Origin of the sequence: Salinigranum halophilum, from assembly GCF_007004735.1 — an archaeon.
Taxonomy (GTDB): domain Archaea; phylum Halobacteriota; class Halobacteria; order Halobacteriales; family Haloferacaceae; genus Salinigranum; species Salinigranum halophilum.
Map to the genome: position 1 here is coordinate 419,284 of NZ_SSNL01000004.1, position 22,840 is coordinate 442,123.

The following is a 22,840-nucleotide window of genomic DNA, read 5'->3' on the forward strand; positions in this document are numbered from 1 at the left end:
GGTCAGTCGCTCCCGACACCACCAGTCCGGTCGAACCGCGACGGCGGGGGATACTGTGGGTCGGCCGCGTCTGCCGTCCGACCCGGTGCGTTCGGGAGCACACACCGGTCGGGCTGGCGGTTGACGTGTGCGTACTCCGCAGGCGCGTTCGCGAGCGGGTGTGCGGGGTTGTCGCGGGAGTCGATGCGGGCGGCGCGGAGTTCGCCGAAGCCGGCGATGCGCGCTTGAATCCCGCGCCAGTGGTGTTCGCTCCCGACGGGAATCGACGGCTTCCGACCGGGCTGCCAGCCGGGCTGTCGCGTCTCGAGCACGGTGTTGTTGACGTTGCCCGCGAGGTCGTCGTGGTCGACGAGGACGCCGACGAGGGCGTCCGGCGGGGCGCGAGCGGCGAGGACGTCGAGTCCCAGGTGGAGTGCACGGTACTCGGCGACGTTGTTGTCGGGAGGCGTATCGGGGAGCGCGATTCGAGCGACGCGTGTCCCGTCACGGGTCTCGATGACGGCGCCGAGACCGCCGCCGTCCGGTCGATAAGAGCCGTCGGTGGCGACGTAGAAGTGGCGGTGGTGTGTGCGCGGCGGATGCGCGATGTGCGGCGTCGGGGAGTCGTCGAACAGGTCCCGGAGCGTTTGACGGCCGTGAACGGCCATACCACGACTTGGCAAGCGGACTACTTAAACGTACGCCAGCGAACGGGCGTCCACAGCGCACCGCCGTCTCGCCGTTCGGACGTGCGTACAGGGGAACGGCACGCCTACCCATAGCATATATACCGGGCCTGCGCAAAAGGACGGGCATGACTGGAGACGACCGAGTGGACAGGCGAGCGTTTCTGAAACTCACCGGGGGCGCGGCGGCGACGGCGGCGCTCGCCGGGTGCAGCGGGACCGGTGGCTCCGAGGGCGACGGTGAGTCCACCGAGGAACCGACCGAGAGCGGTGGTGAATCCACCGAGATGTCGACCGAGGCTCCCGAAGAGGGTGGGAGCGAGTCGATGGGTGACTTCCCGGTCACCATCGTCCAGGGGACCATGCCGTCCGGGCTGGACCCCCACGACCACCGCGAGACCCCGACGGACGTCGTGATGCTCCACGCGTACGAGGGCGTCCTCACCCGCACCGCCGACGGGACCATCACCGAGTCGCTCGCGACGGGGTACGAACGGGTCGACGGTGAGAACACGGTCACGTTCGAGATTCGCGAGGACGTGTCGTTCCACAACGGCGACGCACTCACGCCCGAGGACGTCGCGTACAGTATCAACCGAATCGTGCAGGAGGACGTCGGGTTCGCCAGCCCCCAGCGCGACCAACTCGCGGGAGTCACGGGCGCAGAGGCCACCGGCGAGACGACTGTCACCGTCTCGAACGACGGGCTCAACCCGATCGTCTTCTCCGAGTTCGCCACCTACTGCGACGTCGTACAGCAGCGCTGGGTCGAAGAGCGCTCGAAGGCCGAGGTCGGCCAAGACATGAACGGCACCGGCCCGTTCCAGCTCGCCTCGTACACCGAAGACGAGGAGGTCGTCTTCGAACCGTTCGACGGCTACTGGGGCGACGCGGTCGAGGTGACTGAGCTGACCTTCCGCGCCGCGAGCGAGGCCGGGACCCGCGTGAACCAGCTCCTCCAGGGCGAAGCCGACGTCGTCGTGAACGTCCCGCCCCAGGAGGTCCAGCGGGTCAACGACAACGCCGACACGCGAATCGCCGCGGCACCGAGCACGCGCATCATCTACAACGCGATGCGTTACGACGTCGAGCCGTTCTCATCGCAGGCGTTCCGCCAGGCGATGAACTACGCCGTTGACCTGGACAGCATCGTCGAGAACGTCCTCGGCGGGTTCGGCTCGCCCACCGGACAGCCCACCCTCGAAGGGTTCGTCGGACACAACCCCGACGTCGACCCCTACGCGTACGACCCCGACGAGGCCGAGCGCCTCGTCGAAGAGAGCGGCTTCGCCGGCGCGGAGATCGAACTCAACACGCCCGTCGGCCGCTACCTGAAGGACCTCGAAATCGCCCAGGCCGTCGCGGGCTTCATCGACGAGCTCCCGAACGTCTCGGCCACCGTGCGCCAGCGCGACTTCGGGTCGCTCGTCGACGAACTGCTCACGGGGAACATCGAGGACAAGCCGCCGTGGTACCTCATCGGCTGGGGCGAGGCAACCTTCGACGGCGGCCTCGTCATGACGGCGCTCCTCACGAGCGACGGCGCGCTCAGTTCGTGGAGCAACGAGGAGTTCGACACCCTGCTTTCGGACGCCGGCAACCAGGCCGGAGACACCCGCGAGGCCACACTCCAGGAGGCGAACGCCCTCGCACACGACCAGGCACCGTGGATCTTCTTGAACCGCCAGTTCAGCGTCTACGGCGTCTCCGAACGCGTCGCGTGGGAGCCCCGCAGCGACGAGCGTATCGACGCGTCGGCGATGAGCCCGAACTGAGCTAGGGGAAGCGATGTCGCTGGCCAGATTCCTCGTCAAGCGTGCTCTCCAGGGCGTCCTCGTCGTCTGGGGCGTGGTGACCGTCGTGTTCGGCCTCCGGTTCATCTCGCCGGGCGACCCCGCGAACGTCCTCCTCCCGCCGGACGTCGACCCCGAGGTGCGGAGACAGGTCGTCGCCGAACTCGGGCTCAACAAGCCCCTGTACGTGCAGTATTTCGACTTCGTCGCCGGCGTCCCCGTGGGAGACCTGGGGCTCTCGCTCGTGACGCGGACGCCCGTGACCGGGCGGGTCCTCTCGAAGGTGCCGGCGACGCTCGAACTGGCCGTCGCCGCGACGGTCGTCGCCATCGTCATCGCCATCCCCCTCGGCGTGGTGAGCGCGACGCGACGGCACGAACCCGCCGACTACGGCGCGACGCTCTTCTCGCTGCTCGGCATCTCGACGCCGAACTTCTGGCTCGGCGTGATGCTCATCATCGTCCTCGCCGTACAGTTCGACCTCTTCCCGACGAGTCAACGACCCATCGGACTCGACGGGGTCGTCGGCCTCCTCGTCGCCGGACAGGTCGCGGCGGCCGTCGACGGCCTGCTGACGTGGCTCTGGCACATCACGCTCCCAGCCATCACCCTCGGCACGTACTTCACGGCGCTCATCACGCGCCTGACGAGGAGCGGTATGCTCGACGAACTCGGGAAGACGTACGTCCGGGCCGCCCGGGCGAAGGGGCTGCCCGAGACGCTCACGCGCTACCGACACGCGCTCCGGAACACGCTCATCCCCGTCGTCACCGTCGTCGGCCTCCAGTTGGGGACGCTCATCGGCGGGGCGGTCATCACCGAGGCCGTCTTCGCGTGGCCCGGGTTGGGGACGCTCATCATCAACGCCATCAACGCCCGCGACTGGCCCGTCCTGCAGGGCTCGCTCATCATCGTCGCCGTCGGGTTCGTCCTCGTGAACATCCTCGTCGACACGCTCTACGCGTACGTCAACCCACAGGTGGCGTTCGACTGATGCTCGCTGATATCCTCTCGCGACTCCGCGGAGCGCTCTCGGCCGCGCTGTCGCCTCGCACGGTCAGAAGCCTCAAGCGGGGACTCCGGCGGAACACGCTGGCGAAGGTCGGTATCGTCGTCGTCGTCGTCGTCCTCGCGGTGGCGACGCTGGCACCGCTCATCGCCCCCTACAACCCCGGGTCGCAGAACCTCGAGGAGGCGCGCAACCCGCCGCTCGGCTTCTCGACGACGACGACCCAGGAGGTGACCGTCACCGAGAACGGCAGCGTCGTCATCGAGAACGGTCAGGTCGTCACCGAGACGCGGACCGTGTCGAACAACGCGACGCTCGCCCACCCGCTCGGGACTGATGGGAACGGCCGCGACATCCTCTCGCGGCTCGTCTACGGCGCGCGGACGTCGATGCTCGTCGGCGTCTTCGGGACCACCCTCGCCGCCCTCGTCGGGGTCACCGTCGGCCTGACGGCCGGCTACGCGCGTGGCCGGGTCGACGACGCGCTGATGCGCGCGGCGGACGTCATGCTCGCGTTCCCCTCGCTGGTGCTGGCCATCGCCCTCGTCGGCGTCTGGGGGCAGGCACAGGTGCGGTTCCCCGACCCACTGGTGGTGTCCGGCGTCGAGGAGGCGTGGCGGAGCGCCGTCGGTCTCCCCTCGGCGGGGTCGATGCCGACGACGGTCGTCCTCCCCGGAACCGTCGTCGTCGTCGTCGCCCTCGTCAACTGGGTCTGGTTCGCCCGGGTCGCCCGCGGGGAGGCGCTCGCGCTCAGAGAAGAGGCGTACGTCAAGGCCGCCCGGGCGGTCGGTGCGTCCGACGCCAGAATCGTGTTCAAGCACGTGCTGCCGAACGCCATCACGCCCATCCTCGTCCTCGCGACCATCCAGGTGGCGGCCATCATCCTCTTAGAGAGCGCGCTCTCCTTCCTGGGCTTCTCGGGCGCGAACGTCTCGTGGGGCTTCGACATCGCGCTCGGTCGGCAGTACCAGTCGACGGCGTGGTGGATCTCGACGATGCCCGGTCTCGCCATCGTCGTCACCGTCATCGGCCTCAACCTCGTGGGTGACTGGCTCCGCGACGCACTCGACCCCGGTATCGAAGGGGAGGGTGGCGTATGAGCCGACGAGATATCCTCCGGGTCCGCGACCTCCGGACCCGATTCTTCACCGAGGAGGGGCAGGTCAACGCCGTCGAAGGCGTGAGCTTCGACGTCCGCGACGGCGAGGTGTTCGGCATCGTCGGCGAGTCCGGGTCGGGGAAGTCGGTCACGGCGCTCTCCGTCCTGGACCTCATCGAGTCGCCCGGTCGAATCACGGGGGGCGAGGTGTGGTATCGAAACGAGGAACTGGCCGAGGAGTTCCGCGACTCGACGCCCGACGCCGTCGACGGCGACTTCGTCGACCTGCGTCGGCTCCCGGAGGGCGTCCGCCGGTCGCTCCGCGGCCCCGCGTTCTCGATGGTGTTCCAGGACCCGATGTCGTCGTTCAACCCCTCCATCACGGTGGGGACACAGATCGCCGAGGCGGTCGAGGTCCAGCGCCGCGCCCGCGCCAACCCCCGACGGACCCGGTCGCGCACGCAGGGGTATGGGCTCGGGAGCTACATCCGCGACACGCTCTTGCCCTCTCGGGACTACGTCTCCGAGGCGAGTCGGGCGCGGGCGGCCGAGTTGCTCGAACAGGTCGGCATCCCCGACCCCGAAGAGCGCGCCGAGGAGTACCCACACCAGTTCTCGGGCGGGATGCTCCAGCGAGCGATGGTCGCTCAGGCGCTCGCCGGCGAACCGGACGTCCTCGTCGCGGACGAACCGACGACGGCGCTCGACGTGACCATCCAGGCGCAGATTCTGAACCTGCTCAGAGACCTCCAAGAAGAGCGCGGGATGAGCGTCGTGATGATCACCCACGACCTCGGCGTCATCGCGCGGATGTGCGACCGGGTCGGCGTGATGTACGCCGGGGAAATCGTCGAGCGGGGCACCCTCGAGGACGTCTTCGAACGACCGGTCCACCCGTACACGCAGGGCCTGTTGGGGTCGATTCCGGACCTCCAGAACCCGTCGTCTCGCCTCCAGCCCATCGAGGGGAACGTTCCCTCCCTGCTCGACGCCGAGATGGGAGACCGCTGTTACTTCGCCGACCGGTGTCCGAAGGCGATGGACGCGTGTCTCCACCGCGTCGAGGAGCGCCCGGTCGACGGCGAACACGCGGTCCGCTGTGTGCTCGCCGACCGGGAGTTCGACCGGACGACGGCGCTCGCCGACGACCACTTCGACGAGACGGAGCGCGAACCGGAGGAGGGGGTGCGCGCAGATGACTGACGAAGGCGATGGCGGCGACGCACGACCGCTCGTCGAGGTGCGGGAGCTGAAGAAGTACTACTTCGAGGGTGACACGCTCCTCGACCGCCTGCTGGGGAACGAGACACGGAGCGTCAAGGCCGTCGACGGGGTGAGCTTCGACATCCGCGAGGGGGAGACGCTCGGCCTCGTCGGCGAGTCGGGCTGTGGGAAGTCCACGACCGGCGAGACGGTGCTCAGGCTCAGAGACGCCACCGACGGCGACGTCCGCTTCGACGGCGAGTCGGTGTACGGGCTCGCGGGGGACGCGCTCGCGGCGTTCCGTCGCCGGGCACAGATCGTCTTCCAGGACCCCTTCTCGAGCCTCGACCCGCGGATGACTGTCGGCGAAATCATCGCCGAACCCCTCGTCGTCCACGACCTGCCCGAAGACCCCGGTGAGCAGAGCAGACGGGCGTGGCGGCGCGAGCGCGCCAGCGACCTGCTCGAACGCGTGGGGCTCTCCGCCGCGCAACTCGACCGATATCCACACGAGTTCTCCGGCGGACAGCGTCAGCGGATCGGTATCGCCCGTGCGCTGGCGCTCGACCCCGACTTCATCGTCCTCGACGAACCCGTCTCGGCGCTCGACGTGAGCGTGCAGGCACAGGTGTTGAACCTCCTCTCGGACCTGCAGGACGAGTTCGGCCTCACGTATCTGTTCATCGCCCACGACCTGAGCGTGGTCCGGCACCTGTGTGACCGCGTGGCCGTCATGTACCTCGGGAACGTGGTCGAACTCGGTCCCACGGACGAGATATTCGAGTCACCGGCCCACCCGTACACGCAGGCGCTGCTCGAGAGCGTCCCGCGCGCGAGCGTCGAAGAGCAGGGACGATACGTCGACGCGCTCCCCGGCGACGTCCCCTCCCCCCGGAACCCGCCGTCCGGCTGTCGGTTCCGAACGCGGTGTCCGGCGGTGATTCCCCCCTCAGACGTCGACATCGATCAAGAGGCGTACCGCGCCGTGATGGACCTCCGCGACGCACTCGAACGGGGCGACCTCGTCGCCGAGTCGGTGTGGGAGCGCATCGACGCCGACCGCGACGACGAAGGCGCGTTCGTCGACGCGGTCTGGGAGACGTTCCTCAACGGACAGCGCCTCTCGGGAGCGAACAGACGCGTCGTCGAGGACGCGCTGACGGCACTCGCCGGCGCGGAGCGGGCGGCAGCGACAGAGACCCTCCGCGAGCGGTTCGGGAGTGTCTGTGAGGTGGACCAGCCCGAACGGGGGCCCGGCGAACACGCCACTGCGTGCCATCTCGTCGTCGATGCGGGGGTGCCAGGCTCCGAGGGGGAACGGGACGCGAACTGAAAGACACTTCTACCGCCGACGAGTGCAGTCTGTGTGACCCGCTATCGGAACCTCGCGCTGTTCTTGTTCCTCGCTGCCGTCTGGGGGTCCGCGTTCATGGCCATCAAGGCCGGTCTCGCGTACTTTCCGCCCGTGTTGTTCGCCGCCGTCCGGTACGACATCGCTGGCGTCATCATGCTGGCGTACGCGTTCTACGCGGTCGACGACCCGTTCCCACGAGGGCGGACGCAGTGGGCCGTCGTCGCCGTCGGCTCGCTGTTGCTCATCGCGGGCTACCACGCGCTCCTGTTCGTCGGTGAGACCGACCCGGCCGTCACGTCGGCGGCCGCGGCCGTCATCGTCTCGCTGAGCCCCGTCTTGACGACCGGGTTCGCCCGCCTCTTTCTCCCCGGGGAGCGGCTGACGACGGTCGGCGTCGCCGGACTCGTGCTCGGCCTCGTCGGCGTCGTCGTCCTCACGCAACCCGACCCGAGCGACCTCCTCGGTGACGGCGCGGTGGCGAAACTGCTCGTGTTCGCGGCAGCGGCGGCGTTCGCGCTCGGGTCGGTCCTCACCCGCCGGCTGGACAGTGACATCAGTATCGAGACGATGGAGGCGTGGTCGATGGTCGGCGGCGCGCTCGTCCTCCACCTCGTCAGCGTCGGCCTCGGCGAATCGTTCGCCTCGGTCGTCTGGACGACGGAGTCGATTGCGGCGCTCGTGTATCTCTCCGTCGCGGCCTCCGCGGTCGGCTTCCTCGTGTACTTCGACCTGCTCGACCGGCTCGGCCCCATCGAAATCAACCTCGTCTCCTACGTCGCCCCGGTGTTCGCGGCGCTCTCCGGGTGGGTGTTCCTCGCGGAGCTCCCGACAGTCTACACCGTCGTCGGATTCGCGCTCATCTTCGCCGGGTTCGTCCTGGTCAAACACCGCACCATCCGCGACGAACTGCCCCGGCTGCGACGGCGCGGACGCACCCTCCTGAGTGACGACTGAGGCCCGTCTCGTCGCCGTTCAGTCGGTGTCGTCACCGACCGTGGCCCGCCTCGGCCTCGGCGACCCGCCCAACGAGCGTCCAGCCGTCGTCGGTCAGCCGTCCCGCGAGGACGGCCGTGTTGTCCTCGTTCGTCGTGAACCGGTACTGTCCGTCGTCGTCGACGCGTCGCCCTTCTGCCTGGAACTCCTGTTGAAAGAATTCGGCGCTCGAGAGCTCGAACACGCCCGCCGTGTCGTCGTCGAACACGAGTCGGAGTGGGTCCGGCGTGACGTTGTACATCCGCTTTGCGACCCGGCTGAGCTCGGCCATGCTCTGCGCTCACGCGGCCGGGGCACAAAAGCGACACGAGTTGGCCGACTGCACCGGTACCAGAACATGTTGCCGACACCTTTCGATATAATAAATCCTGTACTTCTGGTACGAATAAAAAAGTTAGAAGTATCGATAAAACGTTAAACCGGTGTAGCATAGACGCTGAACAGTCTGTCATCCAGCGACGGACGCGCTGAAACGAACTGAAGCCTCGGGCGGTTATATGTGGGCGTCCCTCCAGTGGGTAAACGAGGTCGCACCCCAATGTCTAACTCGTCGCCCTCGGTCCCCCACGAACGTGCCTCCCGCATCCGGGAGGTGGTACAGTCAGAGTCCCTCCAACACGGCGCCCGACTGGTCGCTGCTCCCCTCCGGTTCGTCGGCTTCTGGGCTGCCGTCGCCCTGCCGTTCCTCTACGTCCCGCTGCTCTTCGGTGGACTCGAAGGGTCGGAGACGCTCGCGTTCGGGGTCTTACTGGCCGCGAACGCGCTCGCGCTCGTCGTCGGTCACGGCCACGCGCAGTAACCGCAGCCGATCGAAAGCGGAACTTCCATTACGACCCCTTCCCGAGAGTGGATATGGCACTGAATCTCAGCAAGCAGGGACTCGTCGGCGTCGTCCTCATGCTGGTCGGTGCGCTCGCGTTCTTACCTGGCCTGGCACCGAGCTCGGGGCAGGTCGCGACGATCGCACTGCTGCCGGCGGCGCTCCTCTTGACATACGGCACCTACCTCGTCGGCACCGACGGCGGCGGCCGCCCGGTCTGAGCTGTCGACACCGCGCGTCGGCTCGTTCTCCGACATCATCCACCCGGCGAGCGATACGCTCGGCCCGTTCCGTCCTGACCGACGACGCGAGTCGAAGGCCCGAGGCTGTGTGAGACGATGCCGATGCGAGAAAGGGCGCCGACCGAAGACGGGTCGGCGCATCGGGGCGTCGGTGGGCCCCGTGAACTGGGTTGCGTGCCTGTTGGATTCAATCGAGACACCAGTAATAAGTACTACTCCTCGTGTCTCGATTCCGATAATGCGAGCGGGGGTGTGATGGCCGTCACCGGCGGTGAAGCTCGCCGTCGCGTTCTTCGAGCACCCCACGGTCGACCGTGCGCTGGATGACCTGCGACGCCTCCGCCGTGCTGAGGTCGTACGCGCTCTGTGCGATCGCCTCGGCCTCGCCGCGCGGGATGGGGAACTCACGGTTGCGGAGAAACCGGAGCAGCTTGTGGTACACCCTGTCGAGGTTCGCCGCCGCCGGCTCGTTCTCGTCGTCTCCGTTCGAGTCTGCGGCCGTGTGATCGGTGCCAGACGCGGCCGTCTGCTCGTGAGCCGGGGTCGTCTCGTCGACCGACATCTCTCCTTCGTCCGCCGCCGTCTGCCCGTCCGATTCCGTTCCGTCGGCCGGCACTGTCCCGTCACCGGGTGCGTCGGCGTCAGCGTCGCCGTCCGTCGTGTCGGCAACGGCAGTCGGGGTGGAGCGGTCGTCCGACCCGTCGTCGGCCGCCGGCGTCGCGGGCTGGGAGAACGTGACCTCGGGCTGGTTCGTCGGTTCCTCGTGCGCGGGCGACTGCTCGTCCGGCGCGTCGACCGCTCGCCCCCGCTCGCGCTCGTGAGCCGTCCCGGGGTCGCGGACGGCCGCAGGCTCGGCACCGTCGACGAGCGGCGCGAGCACGGTCTCGAGTTTGGTGTGACACCGGTCGCAGAGAATCACCTGTCGGGGCGCGTCCCCGTCGCCGCGCAGGGCCGAGGGGAGCGCGTCGTACGCCGAGAGCGCACCCGTCGTCCCGCAGAAGTAACACGACCGCAGTTGGACCATACGCCGGCAACGGCCACCAGCGTGCTAAACGTTTCGCCCGACGGTATCGTTTCTGATATTCTCACACCAATAGCTTTACTCCGGGACTCCGAGGTCAGACACAGTACTGTCCGGCAGCCACTGTGGCCTCCGAAGAAGCCCCGAGCCACCCACACAGATGAGCGAGACACCCGCGGCCGGCGACGACACGGACGGGGAGCAGCCCCAGTCAGCGGACGCGTCGCTCCGCCAGCTGTTGTCGACGGCGGACACGACGCTCCTCGCGGCCGTCGTCGAGCGTTTCTGGGATGACCGTGGCTACCGGACGACACGGACAACGCGTGGCAGCCACCGGTTCGTGCTGGTGCGCGACCCCGCAGGGGAGCCGGTCCACGTCGTGTGGCTCGACCCGACGGCGGCAGCGACGCCAGCGCACGTCGCCCGACTCGACAGCATGGCCGCCTCGTTCGGCGACGCCGAGGCGACGCTCGCGACTGGACGGGGCTACGACGAGGCGGTCTACGCGGCCGCCGACGAACACGGCATCGAGTGTCTCGCCGACGAACAGCTGGTGACGCTCGTCACCCGGGCGGAGCTCCGTGAGGTGGTCCAGGCTCATACGGCGTCGATGCGGCAGAACGCCGTCGCCGACGGCGGTGCCACGGGCTCGTCCGCGTTCGAGCTCGAACCGCCGGCGGACCACCCGCTGGCGGTCAGAGCGGGTCTCGTCCTCGGGGGGACGGTGCTGAGCCTCATGGCGGTGTGGGGCGGCGCCGCGGAGATAACGGCCCGCTTACAGGCGTGTACCGGGGGTTGTACGCTCCTCTGGGGAGCGAGTTTCCTGCCGCTCCTCGTGATGCTGGCAGGGAGCTTCGCCGTCGCCGTCGGCGTGTTCGACTGAGACCACGCCGACGCGTCCCGGTTCAGGGTTTGTGCGTGAACAGGAGGACCTGGTCGTCGTGGGCCGTCGTACAGAGGTCGAGCGGCATGCTGAGTTCGAGACTGTTGAACTCGTCCTCGCAGACGACGAGGTCGTCGAAGGGCTCCCCACAGGCGGGACAGGTGATACTGACTGTGTTCCGGTAGCGCCGGATGCCGCCGGCGGTCTCTTGGACCGTCAGCGACGAGAGCATCTCGTCGAAGTCTTCCATACTCGGGGACAGACCCGGGATGACATAAACCTCCGGGGCGAGACGCGCCGCCTCGGACGCAACCTCGGCTCAGGGCTCGCCAGTCACCCACGACTCGTCGCCGAACGCCGGCGGGAGCGGCTTGCGGTTCGTCGTCGAGAACTGCATGGGAGCGCCGGCGCTGGCGCGGGAGGTGCTGTCGTCGGTGCGGTGGGCGAGGTCGGTGCGGTCTGTCGTCGAGGTGGCGTCGGTCGCGTAGGGTGTCGTGCTCATTCGTTGGGGGGGTCGAAACGGGACGGTCGGATGACGATGCTCTGACGGGGGAAGAATCAGGCGCGTACGCGTACTTCGAGCATCGTCGTTCGCTCAGACAACTTTCACGAACTATCATAAAAGTTGTGTGGGCTGTGGTGTCACGGGACTAGTCGTTGACGATGGGGCACGTCCCCGGGAGACGACACAGACACGAGTGCAACAACGTAGCACAACCGCCGACACGTTTTTATCCGCGACTCGTCCACCTTGGAACTGCCTCCCCACACACTGTGTCTTGATGGGTCGCGTATCGCGTGGGAGGTCACGAGAACCGCCGGTGGGCCGTCGAGAGGCGGCCATCGGTGCGTCACGTGTCGACTGCGACGACGGAGCCGACAGTCGCCGAGGCTCACCGCCACGTCGAGTCCGCTTCGTTCGGGAGGTAACAGATAAGTCGGTCCCGGGAGTGCTCCAAATGACCCCTGATGTCCCCGAGAACCAGTTCCAGCGCGGTAGCGGCGGCCCTGACGGCGCTCGTGTTGCTGTCCGGCCTCGCTGTGGTCGCCCCGACGACCGCCGCCCAGTCTACCTCCGTCGTCGTGACGAACGCGACGCACACGCCCACCACACCGGCCGTCGGCGACACCTTCGAGGTCCGTGCGACCATCCGGAACCAGGCGGGGGCCGCGGGGCCGTTCACCGTCAACGAGGTCGCCGTGGAGGTCCCCGGCCGCGGTCCGTCGGGATGGACGAGAGCGACTGACCTCGGCGTCTTGTCGCCCGACACGTCGATGGAAGTCGGCCTGCCCGCGACCGTCGACGAGCCCGGCTGGCACCAGCTCCGCGTGTACGTCTACGGCCAGACTGCGACCGGCCGTGCCGTCCGCGTGACCTACCCCGTCACCGTGCAGGTCGTCGAACAGCAGCGACCGCAGCTCGACGCCGACTTCGACGACGGCGTCGTCGGTACCGATTCGACGGTCGCGCTCACGGTGGCGAACGGCCTCGCGACCTCCATCCGCAACGTCCAGGTGGAGCTGTTGGGCGAACACGTACGAATCGACCGCCAGCGGCGCGTCCAGTCGGCGCTCGAGAGCGAGGCGGAGGCGAACTACACGTTCGAGGTGACACCCACGCGAGCCGGTACCCAGACGCTCACCGCGCGGCTCACGTACACCGACGGGAGCGGGGAGCGCCGAACCACGGCGCAGACGTTCCGCTACACCGTCGAGCGCATGGACCGGAACGTCCGACTCGACGTGGCGTCGGTCAGGGGCGAGGAGCCCGGCGTCGAGGTCACCGTCGTCAACCTCGGCAACGCCCGCGTGGAGGACGTCGCGGTCACCGGCGAGAGCGGGGACGCGGCGCTCTCGACGGCGCTCGTCGACGAGGTGCCACCGCGCGCCACCGAGACCGTCCGGCTGAACGTGACAAACCTCGCCGGAGTGGCCCCCGAACTCACCGTCCGCGCGGAGTACGAGGTTGCCGGCGAGCAGTACGAAGCGATGCGGACCGTCAGCGGCGTGTTCGTCCCTGGGCAGGTCGACCTCACCGGCATCGAGGTCACGGAGACGGACGGCGGGACGGTGCGAATCGCCGGGACGGCGAGCAACGTCGGGACGACCCGCGTCCAGGCCGTCACTGTGCGCGTCCGCGCGGGGGACGCGGTGAGCCCGGCCAGCCCCGGCGCGGAGTACTTCGTCGGTGCCATCGACGCCAGCGACTTCGCGTCGTTCACGGTGAACGCTCAGGTCGACGGGGAGAACGAGACGACGATTCCGCTCGAAGTGACGTACCTCGTCGACGGCGAGGAGCGGACGCGGACCGTCGAGGCGGCGTACGACCCGCCAGAGACGCCCGACCGACGCGGTACCGGGTTCCCGTTGGTCGGCGTGGGTGTCGTTCTCGCCGTCGCCGTCGCGGGTGTGTTCCTGTGGAGGCGTCGCCGTGCTGCTTGAAGCCCGTGACGTCACCCGGCGGTACGACGTCGGAGCCGAGGTCGTGACCGCGCTCGCTCACGTGGACTTCGTCGTCGAGTCCGGTGAGTTCGTCGCGGTCGTCGGACCGTCGGGGTCCGGCAAGTCCACGCTGTTGAACGTCCTCGGCCTCCTCGACACGCCCAGCGAGGGCACCGTCCTCGTCGACGCGGTCGACACCAGCACGCTCACCGACACCGAGCGCACCGGCCTCAGACGTGAGACGATCGGCTTCATCTTCCAGAGCTTCTACCTCATCCCGACGCTGACCGCCCGCGAGAACGTCGCCCTGCCGCGGCTGTTCGTCGGCTCGGCTGCCGAACGCAACCGTCGTGCGGTCGACCTGCTCTCCCGCTTCGGCCTCGGCGAGCGGACGGAGCACCGACCGCCACAGCTGAGCGGCGGACAGCAACAGCGCGTCGCCATCGCCCGCGCGCTCATCAACGACCCCGGTGTCCTCCTGGCCGACGAACCGACGGGCAACCTCGACCAGGCGACGGGGAGACAGATTCTTCGAGAGTTCCAGGCGATCACCGACGAGGGCGTCAGCGTCGTCGCCGTCACCCACGACAGGCTCGTGACCGACCACGCCGACCGCGTCGTCGAACTCGTCGACGGACGGCTCGGGGAGTCCTCGCGGGAGACCCAGCATGTCTCGTGAGGCGTCCAGCGAGGACGCGCCGCCGGGGGCGACGTTCGCCGACCGCTTCCCCGTCCTCTCGCTGGCGGGGCGCAACCTCACGCGGACGAAAACCCGTTCGCTGCTCGCCGCGCTCGGCATCGCCATCGGCGTCATCGCCATCGCCTCGCTCGGGATGTTCGGCTCGGCGTTCCAGCGGTCACAGATGGAGAACATCGGGACCATCGGGAACGACCTCGCGGTCGTCCCGGGTGAGGACCTCGACCGGCTCAACTTCACCGAGACGCAGTTGCGCGAGATACAGCGGGCGGCGCAACCGGCCGAGACCATCGCCGTCAAACGCGACAGCAGGGAGGTGGTCTATCGTGGGGAAGCCCAGAACCGAACGGTGTACGGCTTCGCCGACCCGGCGTCGCTGTACGACGTCCGGCAGGGGTACATCCCCCGCGAATGGCGAAGCGGCGCAGTCGTCGGGAACCAGCTCGCGGCCGACGAGGGCATCCGTGCCGGCGAGGCGCTGACCGTCGACGGCCAGACGTACCGCGTGGTCGCCGTCCTCGACGAGACAGGGCAGGCGGCCATCATCGACGCGGACAACGCCGTCCTCCTCCCGCCCGAACGCTTCGACGAGGACACGTACTCGCAGGTGGTGGTGCTGGCGGCGTCCACGGCCGAGGCGAACCAGACCGCGATGAACATCCGTGCCAGCATGAACGACCGGCAAGAGCGGGTTCGGATCTTCGAGTTCGGCCAGCTCGCCGAGCAGATCGACCAGCTGTTCGTCCAGTTGAACCTCTTTCTCGTCGGCATCGGCGCGGTGTCGCTCGTGGTCGCCGGGACGAGCATCCTCAACGTGATGCTCATGTCGACCGTCGAGCGCCGCGAGGAGATTGGCGTCCTCCGGGCGGTGGGCTTCGAGAAGCGCGCGGTGTTACGCATCCTCCTGACCGAGGCGGGCATGCTCGGTCTCATCGGCGGCACCATCGGAGTCGTCGTGAGCCTCCTCGTGGGGATGGGCGTCAACAACCTGTTCCTCGGCGACCCGTTGGCGTTCGACGCGCTCGGCCTGTTCTACCTCACGGCCGCCTTCGCCTTCGGCGTCGGGTCGAGCCTGGTCAGCGGCGCGTATCCGGCGTGGAAAGCGGCGACGCTCGACCCCGTGCAGGCGCTTCGCGGGAACTGACGTCTCGGGTCCGTCGCCCGCTCACGGCAATTCCGTGTAGACTCGTCACTCACGACCGTTCGGTCTCGTCTGAGAAGTGGCCGGGGCGGGCTCCGAACCCGCGATCTCCGCATGGCCCAGGTCCGAGGCTCGGCAGGCCCCGTAGGCTGACGGAGGCTTCCAAGGCGGTACCGCACCGAATCTCAGAACCCTATGAGTGCGGCGCTATGTCCAGCTAAGCCACCCGGCCTCACTCTGCCGTAATGCGGTCCTGCCCTTCAACCTTCCTATCCGTCACGGGTGAGACGTTCGACACCACGGCCCGTGGCCGCCCGTTCGGGCGGCCGCACGCGGGTGAACGGTGAACGAGGATCGACGAAGAGACGTATCTTCCCGGTCGCCGAAGCGTCCGCCGACCGAGCGATGGTGAGCACCGAACGACGCACGACCCCCAGCGGGGGATGTGACCTCTGAGGCTCCGTCGGCGTCTCTCTCGGCCGGGCCTGGCTCTGGTGGTCCCCGTCGTCCTCTCGGGAGAGAGCGTCGGGACGGTTCCGAACGTCGTCGGCTTCTCCGTCGGCGCGGTGAGTCCCGCGCTCGGAGACGTGGTCATGATACGACAGACGCGTGGGAGGCGCGGACTCGTGGAACTGTGGGACCGTCTCGGGAACCCCGTCGTGTCGCCCACCGTGGTACGCAGTGGTCCGCTTACTGTCCCATACACACTCACAAACGTATCACATCTGAGACGTTCATCCGCGGATTTATGCTGGACGCCCGGGACGTGAGAGCCATGACCTACCCGGACGTCGTCCAGTCGGCGCTCGGCGACGAGTCGGTCGCCGCGCGCGTCCCGCTCGGCGACGATGCCCTGTTCGTCACGCCGACGCGGACGCTCGTCTACCGCGCCGACTCGCTCCTCTCGGACGAGTCGGTCGAGGAGTTCCCCCACGGTGCCGAACGCATCGGCGTCTCCACGAAGCGTCGAAAGACGACCGTCTCGCTCGACTACGGACTCGACGGCGAGCGCTCGTTCACCGTTCCGGCGAAGCTACTCGACCGGGCCTTACACCCGGTGCTGGCGGGCACGCTCAACGCCTCCGGCGTCACCGACCCCGGCGAGACCGTCACGGAGACGTTCCGCTTCTCCGAACTCACGCTGGTCGTCACGAGCGACCGAATCGTGAAACACGTCGGCAGCGCGGTGTGGGACGAGGACTTCGAGGAGTTCCACTTCGCGGACGTCACCGACCTCGTCGTCGAAGCGGGCAACGTCGCGACGACGCTCGTCCTCACCCACGACGGGCGACAGCAGCGGCTCAAAGCGCCGAACGAGCGGGCGCGAGAGGTCCGTGAGCGACTCACCGACGCCCTGCTCGACTACCACGGCGTCGACAGTCTCGACACCCTCCGCGAGCGGTTCGCCGCCGAGGAGGAGGAGTCGCCTTCGGCCACGATGTCGTTCGGCGAGGGGCCGACACCGCTCTCGGCGAACCCGAGCGAACTCACCGACCGCTCGAAGGACGCGGCCCGGAGCGACGAGGACGCGAGCGACGCCGACCGTGGCACCGAGGCCACCGGAAACGCGGAGAGAACCGCCGTGGCGGCCGAGACGGAGGACGCGGCCTCGGCGTCGGCGGGCGAGTCGACGGAGCCACATTCGGCCCCGGGCGGTTCCGACGACGCCACCGGCATCGACACCATCGGTGCGGGCGGCCTCCTCGGCCCGGTCGACACCGACACCGACACCGACAGTGACAGTGACACTGACACCGCTCACTCCGAGTCGGCGGCCGTCACGCCCGACGAGGGCGCACGCGACGACGACGTCGCGGCACTCGTCGCCGAGGTGGAGGCGCTGCGAGAGACCGTCGAGGCCCAGAACGAGCGACTCGCTCGGCAGGAGGAACTCCTCGAACGGCTCATCGCCGAACTCCGCGAGCGGCTCTGAGTCACTCGCGTCCGAGCACCTTCCGAACGCACGAGGAGCCGAACGGCCCGAGTTCGCCGGACTCGAACTGGACGAAGTGGCCCGTCGAGAGCCCCGCTCCACAGCGGCGACACTCGAACTCACCCTCTCGGACCGTGACCTGACTCTCGAAGCGGACGAACGTCCCGCCCCGTCTCGTCTGCACCCGCGCACCGTCGCGCTCGATGACCCCGCGTATCTCGGCCGTGTCGAGGATCTCTCGGGTGAGCGAGGGGTCCGTCGTCACCGTCTCGATGCGGTCGACAACGTCCGCAAGCGCCAGTTCGTCGGTCTCGAGGTGCGCGAGCAGGTCGAGGGCGAGTTCCACGCGCGCTGTACGCTCGGTCACGTCCGGAGGTTTCTCCGTCGGCCGAATAAGCGTTCCGCGCTCGGAGGAGCGAGCACAAGACGTATGCCCTGCCGTCCGAGACACCACGTGTATGCGCCGGTCACGGCTCCTCCTCGGGTTCGCGCTCCTCTGCGTGCTCGCCGCGGCCCTCCTCGTCGCCCCCGACCGCGCGCTGTGGTGGCTCGAGTGGGTCGCGGCCGACCCGCTCCGCTTCGGACTCGTCCTCTTCGTCCTCTCCCTCGTCAGACCCGTCGTCGCCTGGCCGACGACGCTCCTCGCCGTCGGGGCCGGCTACGGCTACGGCCTCGTCGGCATCCCCTACGCGCTCGCGCTCATCACCCTCACGAGCGTCCCGCCGTTCCTCGTCGCCCGGTGGTTCGGTCGGGAGTCACGGGTCGCCGTCGCGGGCGAACGCGTCGTCCGCGAGGCCGGCGACCTCCGGAGCGTGGTCGCCTCGCGGCTCCTCCCGGCCCCCTCCGACGTCGTCTCCGTCGCCGCGGGCGTCTCCGGCGTCTCGCTGTCGACGTTCGCGGTGGGGACGGCCATCGGCGAACTCCCGTGGGCCGTCGTCGGCGTCCTCGCGGGGTCGTCGCTCGACTCGCTCTCGCACGCCTCGCTCGGGGCAGTGGACTGGCGACTCGTCGCGGCGTGTGGCCTCGCGGCGGTGTTGCTCCTCGCCGGGCCGGTGTATCGCGTGGTCGCCGGGCGCGACCCCGCGCCGGTGGGCCTCGACGCCGAGTGACGCCGCACGGCCCCGAGAGGTGGTCCGGCAGACGGGCCGCCGAGGACGTCACCGCCGGAGGGACCAGAGAACCACCGCGAGGAGCGAGAGCGCGACGACGTCGCCAGTCAGGTCCGCGACGCCCACGAGCAAGAGCAGCGAGGCGTGCACGACACCAGCACGTTCGAGTCGTGACCATCCACCCCTCCCGACCATACCACCGGTACCCGCTCGAACCGCCGAACCGTTCTGCCCGGTGGCCGACGACGTCGACGGTTACTCTAACAGCGACTCGCCCGTCATCGCCGCCGGCTGGTCGACGCCGACGAGTTCGAGGAGGGTGGGCGCGAGGTCACAGAGCGACCCGTCTTCGTGCAGCGAGCGCCCGCCAGCGGTGCCGTCCGGGGCGAGGTAGACGAGCGGAACCGGGTTGGTCGTGTGCGCCGTGTGGGGCGCGTCGGGCGTGCCCATGTCGTCGGCGTTGCCGTGGTCGGCCGTGACGAGGACGTGCCCGCCCGCGCGCTCGACGGCCGCGACGAGCCGTCCGAGCTGTTCGTCGACGGCTTCGACGGCCGCGACGGCGGCTTCGAAGTCGCCCGTGTGGCCCACCATGTCTGGGTTCGCGTAGTTCAACACGAGTACGTCGGGGTCGTCGGATTCGATGAGGTCGATGGCCGTGTCGGTCACCTCCTCGGCGCTCATCTCCGGTCGCTGGTCGTAGGTCGGGACGTCCGGCGACTGGATGATCCGTCGGACCTCGCCTTCGAACTCCACCTCGCGGCCGCCGTTGAGGAAGTAGGTGACGTGGGCGTACTTCTCGGACTCGGCGAGGCGGAGTTGCGTCTTGCCCGCCTCCGAGAGCACCTCACCCAGGGTGTCCGCGGGTTCGTTCGGCGGGAACGCCACGGGGAAGTCGAACGTCTGGTCGTACTCGGTCATCGTGACGAGTTCGATTTGAGGAGGATGCGTGTCGAACTCCCAGACGGGGTCGACGTCGGCGAGCATCCGCACCAACTGGCGTGCGCGGTCCGGACGGAAGTTGAAGAAGACCACCGCGTCGCCGTCTTCGAGTGCGGGGCCACCCTCGACGAGCGTCGGTTCGACGAACTCGTCGGTGTCGCCGCGGTCGTACGACGCCTCGACGGCCTCGACCGCCGTCGTCGCCGTGTGGTCGGCCTCGCGCTCGACGATGGCGTCGTACGCGCGCTTCGTCCGCTCCCAGTTCTGGTCGCGGTCCATCGCGTAGTACCGCCCCGAGACGGTGGCGACGTCGCCCGTCCCGCGGTCTGCGACGTGCGCTTCGAGGTCGGCGAGGTAGCTCCGTCCGCCGTGGGGGTCGGTGTCACGGCCGTCCATGAACGCGTGGGTGACGGCTTCGATTCCTCTCTCGGCAGCGATGTCGATGAGCGCGTGGAGGTGTCCCTGCTCTGAGTGGACGCCCCCGTCGGAGACGAGCCCCATGAAGTGGACGCTGCCGCCCGTCTCCGCGGCGTGGTCGAACGCCGACGTGAGCGCGTCGTTCTCCGCGAACGACCCCGCGGCGATGGCGTCCTCGATGCGGGTGTACGCCTGCTTCACCACGCGACCGGCCCCGATGTTGAGGTGACCGACCTCGCTGTTGCCCATCTGTCCCTCGGGGAGGCCGACCCGCCGTCCGGAGACGTCGAGCGTCGTGTACGCGCCGGCGTCGGCGAAGCGGTCGAAGTTGGGTGTCGACGCCGCCTTCACCGCGTCGCGTCTGTCGTGGTCGCCGAGCCCCCAGCCGTCGAGGATAACGAGCGCTGCCTGCATGTCCGAGTGCTCACGACCGAGGCGTAATTACGTGTCGTTTGTCCGAGCCGAGCGCCAGAACGGCCGCTCGGCGAAAGCCAACAGAGACTTGAGGCCGGCCGCCAAGTCCGGGGCAACCGATGTCCTCCAACCCCGACGACTCCGCAGCCGACGACGACCCGGGCGGTGACGACGTCGACACCACGGCGGGCCTTCCCGTGAGCCGCCGCGCGCTCCTCGCCGGTACCGCTGTCGCCGGTGCGGGCGTCGCCGGCGCGATTACGCTCGGTGGTGACGGCCGGGCCACGGACGACGACCCGGCGACGGATTCGACCGCGACGACGACCCCGCGAGCGACCCCCATCGCCGACGCCGACGAGGCTCGCCGACTGGCCGAAAGGTTCGCCCCGACGCTGTACTTCGGGCGACGCGAACGGTGGTTCCCGACGGACCCGCGCCCCTACGCCTCCGAGCGGGACGGCCAGACGGTCGTCGACGGCTTCGACGCGCTCGACGGTTACACGGCCGCGAAAAGCGAGGACACGCCGGCGCCCGACCCGACGGTGTTCTATCACGTGCTGGAGTACACCGACCGCCTCGCCGTCGTGCAGTACTGGATCTACTCGGCGTTCGACCAGTTCTCCGTCAACTTCCACTGGCACGACTGGGAACTCCTCCAGACGTTCGTCGACCGCACGTCCGGCGACCCCGTCCTCTACGCGGCGAGCGCACACTCTCGGCAGGTCCCGAACAACGAGTTCCTCGACCCCGAGGCGGTTCCAGCCATCATCAGCGAGGTCGGCTCGCACTCCTCGGCGCTGGGGATGAACGCGCGCCGCGACACGTTCCAGCGCCTCCCGGTCGACGGCCTCGTCGCCGACGTGACCAACGGCGTCGTCGCCATCGCCTCGGGCGAGGAGGGCCTCCCGCTCGCGTACGGACTCCCGCGCGACGAGGGGTTCCGCCTCCCGTACGTCGTCCCCGAACTCGACGGCGCGCCGCTCACCGACCACCCCGACCTGCCGAACGTCTCTGCCGAGGACCTCGTCCCCGAAGACGTCACGGTCGGTTCGTTCGCCGACCTCGCGACGCCGCCGACGGGCCTCCCTCCGCGAGAACTCGGGGCGACGTTCGAACCGGAGTCGCGACGGGAGACACCGGCCGACGAACACTACGCGCTCGTCCCGACCGCCGAGGTCGAGGACATCGCCGCATTCACCGGGCCGCAGTTGAGCTTCGAGTTCGCCGTCCCGGGGTTCGTCGAGGACGCCCTCGCGTCGCACATCACGTCGACATCGACGCCGTGGACGCAGCCGCGGTATCGTGACCCGCTCGCGGACGTGACCGACGCGGCCCACCGCGAGGCCATCCAGGAGCGATACGGTGTCGACGGCGGCGATCGAGGGGAGACCATCGTCGGTCGCCTCGCCGAACTCCGGCCGAGCGACGACGTCGACGTCGGCGTGACACTCACCGCGCCGCCGGTCGAGGCCGTGGCGCGACTGGCGTCGGACCCGACCGCCGTCCCGACGTTCGGCGGCGTCGCCGCCTTCGTCGACGTCGAACCGGGCGACCACACGCTCACGGTCAACGGACCGGGGTACGCGCCGTACGCCCAGCGGGTGGCGGTCGGCGGCGAGGCGGCTACGGGTGAGGGGACGACGACAGAAACGAGGACGGTCACGCCGACCGAGACTGCGACGGATGCACCCACCGAGACGACGAGCGACGGCACCGTCCGGGTCGGTGCCGACGGGCGAATCGGGCTGGTTCCGGCCGCGGACGCGGTGAAACTCAAGGTCGACGCGACCGACCGCGGCGGTGCCCGTCGTGTTCGCGTCGACGACGACGTCGCCGGCCGCGTGTTCGACGCGCCGCCGGTCGAGGCCGACGGGCGCGGGGCCGTCTACGTCCACCGCGCGGGTGGGTACACCGTGGAAGTGACCGACGAGCGGGGGGAGACGAGCGTCGAGCGCGTCAACCCCGGGCCGAACCAGAACGCCGCGGCGGTCGCGAAGGCGCGGACGGGCGTCTCCGGCATCACCCGGTTCCTCGTGGACTTCCTGACGGAGACCCGCGAGACCGTCGAACGACTGCTCGAACGTGGTGCCGACGGCAGTGCGAGTGGAAGCGACGACGAGCGGGGAACCGACGACTCGGCGGCGAGTGGTGGGGCCACGGCGACGCCGGACCCGACGTCGGCGACCATCGAACTCGACGTCGTCTCCGACGAGGAGAGAGACGACGGCGAAGGCGACGAGGAGCAGTCGACGGAGACGCCGACGGCTACTCCAACACCGACGCCCGCGTCCGAACCAACCGAGACATCGACGGCCACACCGACCCCGGCACCGGAAGCGACGCCCGACCGCGTCTATCAGCCGGTGACGACCCGCGAGAACCTCCGCCAGTTGCTCACGAAGGCCGTCTCGCGCGCCGAGGCGGCGAACGAGGCGGCGCTCGCGGGCGACGAGACGAGGACCGCCGAGGAACTCCGTGCCCTCAGGAGCGTGCTCGCACGGCTGTCGTCGCTCGCCGAGGGCGGTGGTGCCCCACAGCCGGCCGCGCGCATCGCTGCCCGGCGCGCGGGGACGGCCGACAGACGGGCCGAGCGCGCGCTGGACACGCTGACATAACGCGGGACGGAGAGCGGCACGGTTTTTTCCGCCCGGTCCGAGGGTCGACCC

23 protein-coding genes and 1 tRNA gene are annotated in these 22,840 nt (G+C 69.1%); 15 read left to right on the forward strand and 9 right to left on the reverse strand.

Annotation, left to right across the window (positions count from 1 at the left end):
* Positions 1 to 2 precede the first annotated feature (2 nt).
* Entirely contained in the window at positions 3 to 647 is a 645-nt protein-coding gene (locus E6N53_RS10745) for a ribonuclease H family protein (protein ID WP_142859159.1), read from the reverse strand.
* A 146-nt stretch (positions 648 to 793) separates the two neighbouring features.
* Between E6N53_RS10745 and E6N53_RS10750 the strand changes: the two genes are divergently transcribed.
* Genes E6N53_RS10750 through E6N53_RS10775 form a run of 6 tightly spaced genes read left to right on the forward strand, consistent with a single transcriptional unit; the run spans position 794 to position 8,077 of the window.
* On the forward strand, positions 794 to 2,440 hold the full coding sequence (locus tag E6N53_RS10750) for an ABC transporter substrate-binding protein (protein WP_142859161.1): 1,647 nt from the start codon (positions 794 to 796) through the stop codon (positions 2,438 to 2,440).
* 13 nt (positions 2,441 to 2,453) lie between these two features.
* On the forward strand, positions 2,454 to 3,452 hold the full coding sequence (locus E6N53_RS10755; RefSeq protein WP_136590344.1) for an ABC transporter permease: 999 nt from the start codon (positions 2,454 to 2,456) through the stop codon (positions 3,450 to 3,452).
* Positions 3,452 to 4,567 (forward strand): ABC transporter permease, encoded by a 1,116-nt coding sequence (locus E6N53_RS10760; protein ID WP_136590345.1) that lies wholly within the window; start codon positions 3,452 to 3,454, stop codon positions 4,565 to 4,567. Before E6N53_RS10755 ends, E6N53_RS10760 begins: the two co-directional genes overlap by 1 nt.
* Entirely contained in the window at positions 4,564 to 5,769 is a 1,206-nt protein-coding gene (locus E6N53_RS10765; protein WP_142859163.1) for an ABC transporter ATP-binding protein, read from the forward strand. The genes E6N53_RS10760 and E6N53_RS10765 overlap by 4 nt, the downstream gene beginning before the upstream one ends.
* Entirely contained in the window at positions 5,762 to 7,102 is a 1,341-nt protein-coding gene (locus tag E6N53_RS10770) for an ABC transporter ATP-binding protein (protein WP_142859165.1), read from the forward strand. Before E6N53_RS10765 ends, E6N53_RS10770 begins: the two co-directional genes overlap by 8 nt.
* A gap of 33 nt (positions 7,103 to 7,135) precedes the next feature.
* Positions 7,136 to 8,077: a DMT family transporter gene (locus tag E6N53_RS10775; RefSeq protein ID WP_142859168.1), complete on the forward strand. Its 942-nt coding sequence runs from the start codon at positions 7,136 to 7,138 to the stop codon at positions 8,075 to 8,077.
* A gap of 31 nt (positions 8,078 to 8,108) precedes the next feature.
* Here the strand turns inward: E6N53_RS10775 and E6N53_RS10780 are convergent, their stop codons facing one another.
* Complete coding sequence (locus E6N53_RS10780; RefSeq protein ID WP_142859171.1) at positions 8,109 to 8,387, reverse strand: DUF8072 family protein; 279 nt, start codon at positions 8,385 to 8,387, stop codon at positions 8,109 to 8,111.
* A gap of 267 nt (positions 8,388 to 8,654) precedes the next feature.
* Between E6N53_RS10780 and E6N53_RS10785 the strand changes: the two genes are divergently transcribed.
* Complete coding sequence (locus E6N53_RS10785; protein WP_142859173.1) at positions 8,655 to 8,915, forward strand: DUF8028 family protein; 261 nt, start codon at positions 8,655 to 8,657, stop codon at positions 8,913 to 8,915.
* A 53-nt stretch (positions 8,916 to 8,968) separates the two neighbouring features.
* On the forward strand, positions 8,969 to 9,157 hold the full coding sequence (locus E6N53_RS10790) for a DUF8178 family membrane protein (RefSeq protein WP_142859175.1): 189 nt from the start codon (positions 8,969 to 8,971) through the stop codon (positions 9,155 to 9,157).
* A gap of 283 nt (positions 9,158 to 9,440) precedes the next feature.
* Here the strand turns inward: E6N53_RS10790 and E6N53_RS10795 are convergent, their stop codons facing one another.
* Entirely contained in the window at positions 9,441 to 10,202 is a 762-nt protein-coding gene (locus tag E6N53_RS10795) for a hypothetical protein (RefSeq protein ID WP_142859178.1), read from the reverse strand.
* A 157-nt stretch (positions 10,203 to 10,359) separates the two neighbouring features.
* Here E6N53_RS10795 and E6N53_RS10800 point away from each other — a divergent pair, with 157 nt between their 5' ends.
* Complete coding sequence (locus E6N53_RS10800) at positions 10,360 to 11,082, forward strand: hypothetical protein (RefSeq protein WP_142859181.1); 723 nt, start codon at positions 10,360 to 10,362, stop codon at positions 11,080 to 11,082.
* Between the two features lie 22 nt (positions 11,083 to 11,104).
* On the opposite strand, the gene E6N53_RS10805 is transcribed toward E6N53_RS10800, so the two are convergent.
* Together E6N53_RS10805 and E6N53_RS10810 are read right to left on the reverse strand one after the other, a co-directional pair.
* Positions 11,105 to 11,332 carry a DUF7385 family protein gene (locus tag E6N53_RS10805; RefSeq protein ID WP_136590354.1) on the reverse strand — a complete coding sequence of 76 codons (228 nt, stop codon included), beginning with the start codon at positions 11,330 to 11,332 and terminating at the stop codon, positions 11,105 to 11,107.
* A 69-nt stretch (positions 11,333 to 11,401) separates the two neighbouring features.
* Positions 11,402 to 11,584: a hypothetical protein gene (locus E6N53_RS10810; RefSeq protein ID WP_136590355.1), complete on the reverse strand. Its 183-nt coding sequence runs from the start codon at positions 11,582 to 11,584 to the stop codon at positions 11,402 to 11,404.
* Between the two features lie 467 nt (positions 11,585 to 12,051).
* Here E6N53_RS10810 and E6N53_RS10815 point away from each other — a divergent pair, with 467 nt between their 5' ends.
* From E6N53_RS10815 to E6N53_RS10825, 3 genes are read left to right on the forward strand one after another with little or no spacing between them, the layout of a single operon-like run.
* Positions 12,052 to 13,524 carry a COG1361 family protein gene (locus E6N53_RS10815; RefSeq protein ID WP_142859183.1) on the forward strand — a complete coding sequence of 491 codons (1,473 nt, stop codon included), beginning with the start codon at positions 12,052 to 12,054 and terminating at the stop codon, positions 13,522 to 13,524.
* Entirely contained in the window at positions 13,514 to 14,203 is a 690-nt protein-coding gene (locus E6N53_RS10820; RefSeq protein ID WP_136601692.1) for an ABC transporter ATP-binding protein, read from the forward strand. The genes E6N53_RS10815 and E6N53_RS10820 overlap by 11 nt, the downstream gene beginning before the upstream one ends.
* Complete coding sequence (locus tag E6N53_RS10825; protein WP_136590358.1) at positions 14,193 to 15,365, forward strand: ABC transporter permease; 1,173 nt, start codon at positions 14,193 to 14,195, stop codon at positions 15,363 to 15,365. The genes E6N53_RS10820 and E6N53_RS10825 overlap by 11 nt, the downstream gene beginning before the upstream one ends.
* Positions 15,366 to 15,442: 77 nt before the next feature.
* Here the strand turns inward: E6N53_RS10825 and E6N53_RS10830 are convergent.
* Positions 15,443 to 15,594: transfer RNA gene (locus E6N53_RS10830), tRNA-Met, on the reverse strand.
* 543 nt (positions 15,595 to 16,137) lie between these two features.
* On the opposite strand from E6N53_RS10830, the gene E6N53_RS10835 reads away from it, so the two are divergent.
* Positions 16,138 to 17,295 (forward strand): DUF7115 domain-containing protein, encoded by a 1,158-nt coding sequence (locus E6N53_RS10835; RefSeq protein WP_142859185.1) that lies wholly within the window; start codon positions 16,138 to 16,140, stop codon positions 17,293 to 17,295.
* 1 nt (position 17,296) lies between these two features.
* Here the strand turns inward: E6N53_RS10835 and E6N53_RS10840 are convergent, their stop codons facing one another.
* On the reverse strand, positions 17,297 to 17,662 hold the full coding sequence (locus E6N53_RS10840) for a DUF5830 family protein (protein ID WP_142859187.1): 366 nt from the start codon (positions 17,660 to 17,662) through the stop codon (positions 17,297 to 17,299).
* 91 nt (positions 17,663 to 17,753) lie between these two features.
* On the opposite strand from E6N53_RS10840, the gene E6N53_RS10845 reads away from it, so the two are divergent.
* The gene (locus E6N53_RS10845) at positions 17,754 to 18,404 is read left to right on the forward strand and encodes a TVP38/TMEM64 family protein (RefSeq protein WP_136590361.1); all 651 of its coding nucleotides are present in this window, start codon (positions 17,754 to 17,756) and stop codon (positions 18,402 to 18,404) included.
* 48 nt (positions 18,405 to 18,452) lie between these two features.
* Here E6N53_RS10845 and E6N53_RS20725 read toward each other — a convergent pair whose 3' ends face one another.
* Positions 18,453 to 18,599: a hypothetical protein gene (locus E6N53_RS20725; protein WP_161596544.1), complete on the reverse strand. Its 147-nt coding sequence runs from the start codon at positions 18,597 to 18,599 to the stop codon at positions 18,453 to 18,455.
* Positions 18,600 to 18,659: 60 nt separating this feature from the next.
* Positions 18,660 to 20,174 carry a 2,3-bisphosphoglycerate-independent phosphoglycerate mutase gene (gene gpmI, locus E6N53_RS10850; protein ID WP_142859189.1) on the reverse strand — a complete coding sequence of 505 codons (1,515 nt, stop codon included), beginning with the start codon at positions 20,172 to 20,174 and terminating at the stop codon, positions 18,660 to 18,662.
* Between the two features lie 119 nt (positions 20,175 to 20,293).
* Here gpmI and E6N53_RS10855 point away from each other — a divergent pair, with 119 nt between their 5' ends.
* Positions 20,294 to 22,789, forward strand: coding sequence for a hypothetical protein (locus tag E6N53_RS10855; protein ID WP_142859191.1), 2,496 nt, complete (start codon positions 20,294 to 20,296; stop codon positions 22,787 to 22,789).
* Positions 22,790 to 22,840: the final 51 nt, after the last annotated feature.

What these genes read in the sequence shown, in the direction of transcription:
- E6N53_RS10805 (WP_136590354.1), bottom strand. Translation starts at nt 11,332, where the DNA reads ATGGAAGACTTCGACGAGATGCTCTCGTCGCTGACGGTCCAAGAGACC.
- E6N53_RS10855 (WP_142859191.1), top strand. Translation starts at nt 20,294, where the DNA reads ATGTCCTCCAACCCCGACGACTCCGCAGCCGACGACGACCCGGGCGGT.
- E6N53_RS10780 (WP_142859171.1), bottom strand. Translation starts at nt 8,387, where the DNA reads ATGGCCGAGCTCAGCCGGGTCGCAAAGCGGATGTACAACGTCACGCCG.
- E6N53_RS10750 (WP_142859161.1), top strand. Translation starts at nt 794, where the DNA reads ATGACTGGAGACGACCGAGTGGACAGGCGAGCGTTTCTGAAACTCACC.
- E6N53_RS10770 (WP_142859165.1), top strand. Translation starts at nt 5,762, where the DNA reads ATGACTGACGAAGGCGATGGCGGCGACGCACGACCGCTCGTCGAGGTG.
- E6N53_RS20725 (WP_161596544.1), bottom strand. Translation starts at nt 18,599, where the DNA reads ATGGTCGGGAGGGGTGGATGGTCACGACTCGAACGTGCTGGTGTCGTG.
- E6N53_RS10845 (WP_136590361.1), top strand. Translation starts at nt 17,754, where the DNA reads ATGCGCCGGTCACGGCTCCTCCTCGGGTTCGCGCTCCTCTGCGTGCTC.
- E6N53_RS10795 (WP_142859178.1), bottom strand. Translation starts at nt 10,202, where the DNA reads ATGGTCCAACTGCGGTCGTGTTACTTCTGCGGGACGACGGGTGCGCTC.
- E6N53_RS10755 (WP_136590344.1), top strand. Translation starts at nt 2,454, where the DNA reads ATGTCGCTGGCCAGATTCCTCGTCAAGCGTGCTCTCCAGGGCGTCCTC.
- E6N53_RS10790 (WP_142859175.1), top strand. Translation starts at nt 8,969, where the DNA reads ATGGCACTGAATCTCAGCAAGCAGGGACTCGTCGGCGTCGTCCTCATG.
- E6N53_RS10835 (WP_142859185.1), top strand. Translation starts at nt 16,138, where the DNA reads ATGACCTACCCGGACGTCGTCCAGTCGGCGCTCGGCGACGAGTCGGTC.
- E6N53_RS10810 (WP_136590355.1), bottom strand. Translation starts at nt 11,584, where the DNA reads ATGAGCACGACACCCTACGCGACCGACGCCACCTCGACGACAGACCGC.
- E6N53_RS10760 (WP_136590345.1), top strand. Translation starts at nt 3,452, where the DNA reads ATGCTCGCTGATATCCTCTCGCGACTCCGCGGAGCGCTCTCGGCCGCG.
- gpmI (WP_142859189.1), bottom strand. Translation starts at nt 20,174, where the DNA reads ATGCAGGCAGCGCTCGTTATCCTCGACGGCTGGGGGCTCGGCGACCAC.
- E6N53_RS10800 (WP_142859181.1), top strand. Translation starts at nt 10,360, where the DNA reads ATGAGCGAGACACCCGCGGCCGGCGACGACACGGACGGGGAGCAGCCC.
- E6N53_RS10825 (WP_136590358.1), top strand. Translation starts at nt 14,193, where the DNA reads ATGTCTCGTGAGGCGTCCAGCGAGGACGCGCCGCCGGGGGCGACGTTC.
- E6N53_RS10785 (WP_142859173.1), top strand. Translation starts at nt 8,655, where the DNA reads ATGTCTAACTCGTCGCCCTCGGTCCCCCACGAACGTGCCTCCCGCATC.
- E6N53_RS10815 (WP_142859183.1), top strand. Translation starts at nt 12,052, where the DNA reads ATGTCCCCGAGAACCAGTTCCAGCGCGGTAGCGGCGGCCCTGACGGCG.
- E6N53_RS10745 (WP_142859159.1), bottom strand. Translation starts at nt 647, where the DNA reads ATGGCCGTTCACGGCCGTCAAACGCTCCGGGACCTGTTCGACGACTCC.
- E6N53_RS10765 (WP_142859163.1), top strand. Translation starts at nt 4,564, where the DNA reads ATGAGCCGACGAGATATCCTCCGGGTCCGCGACCTCCGGACCCGATTC.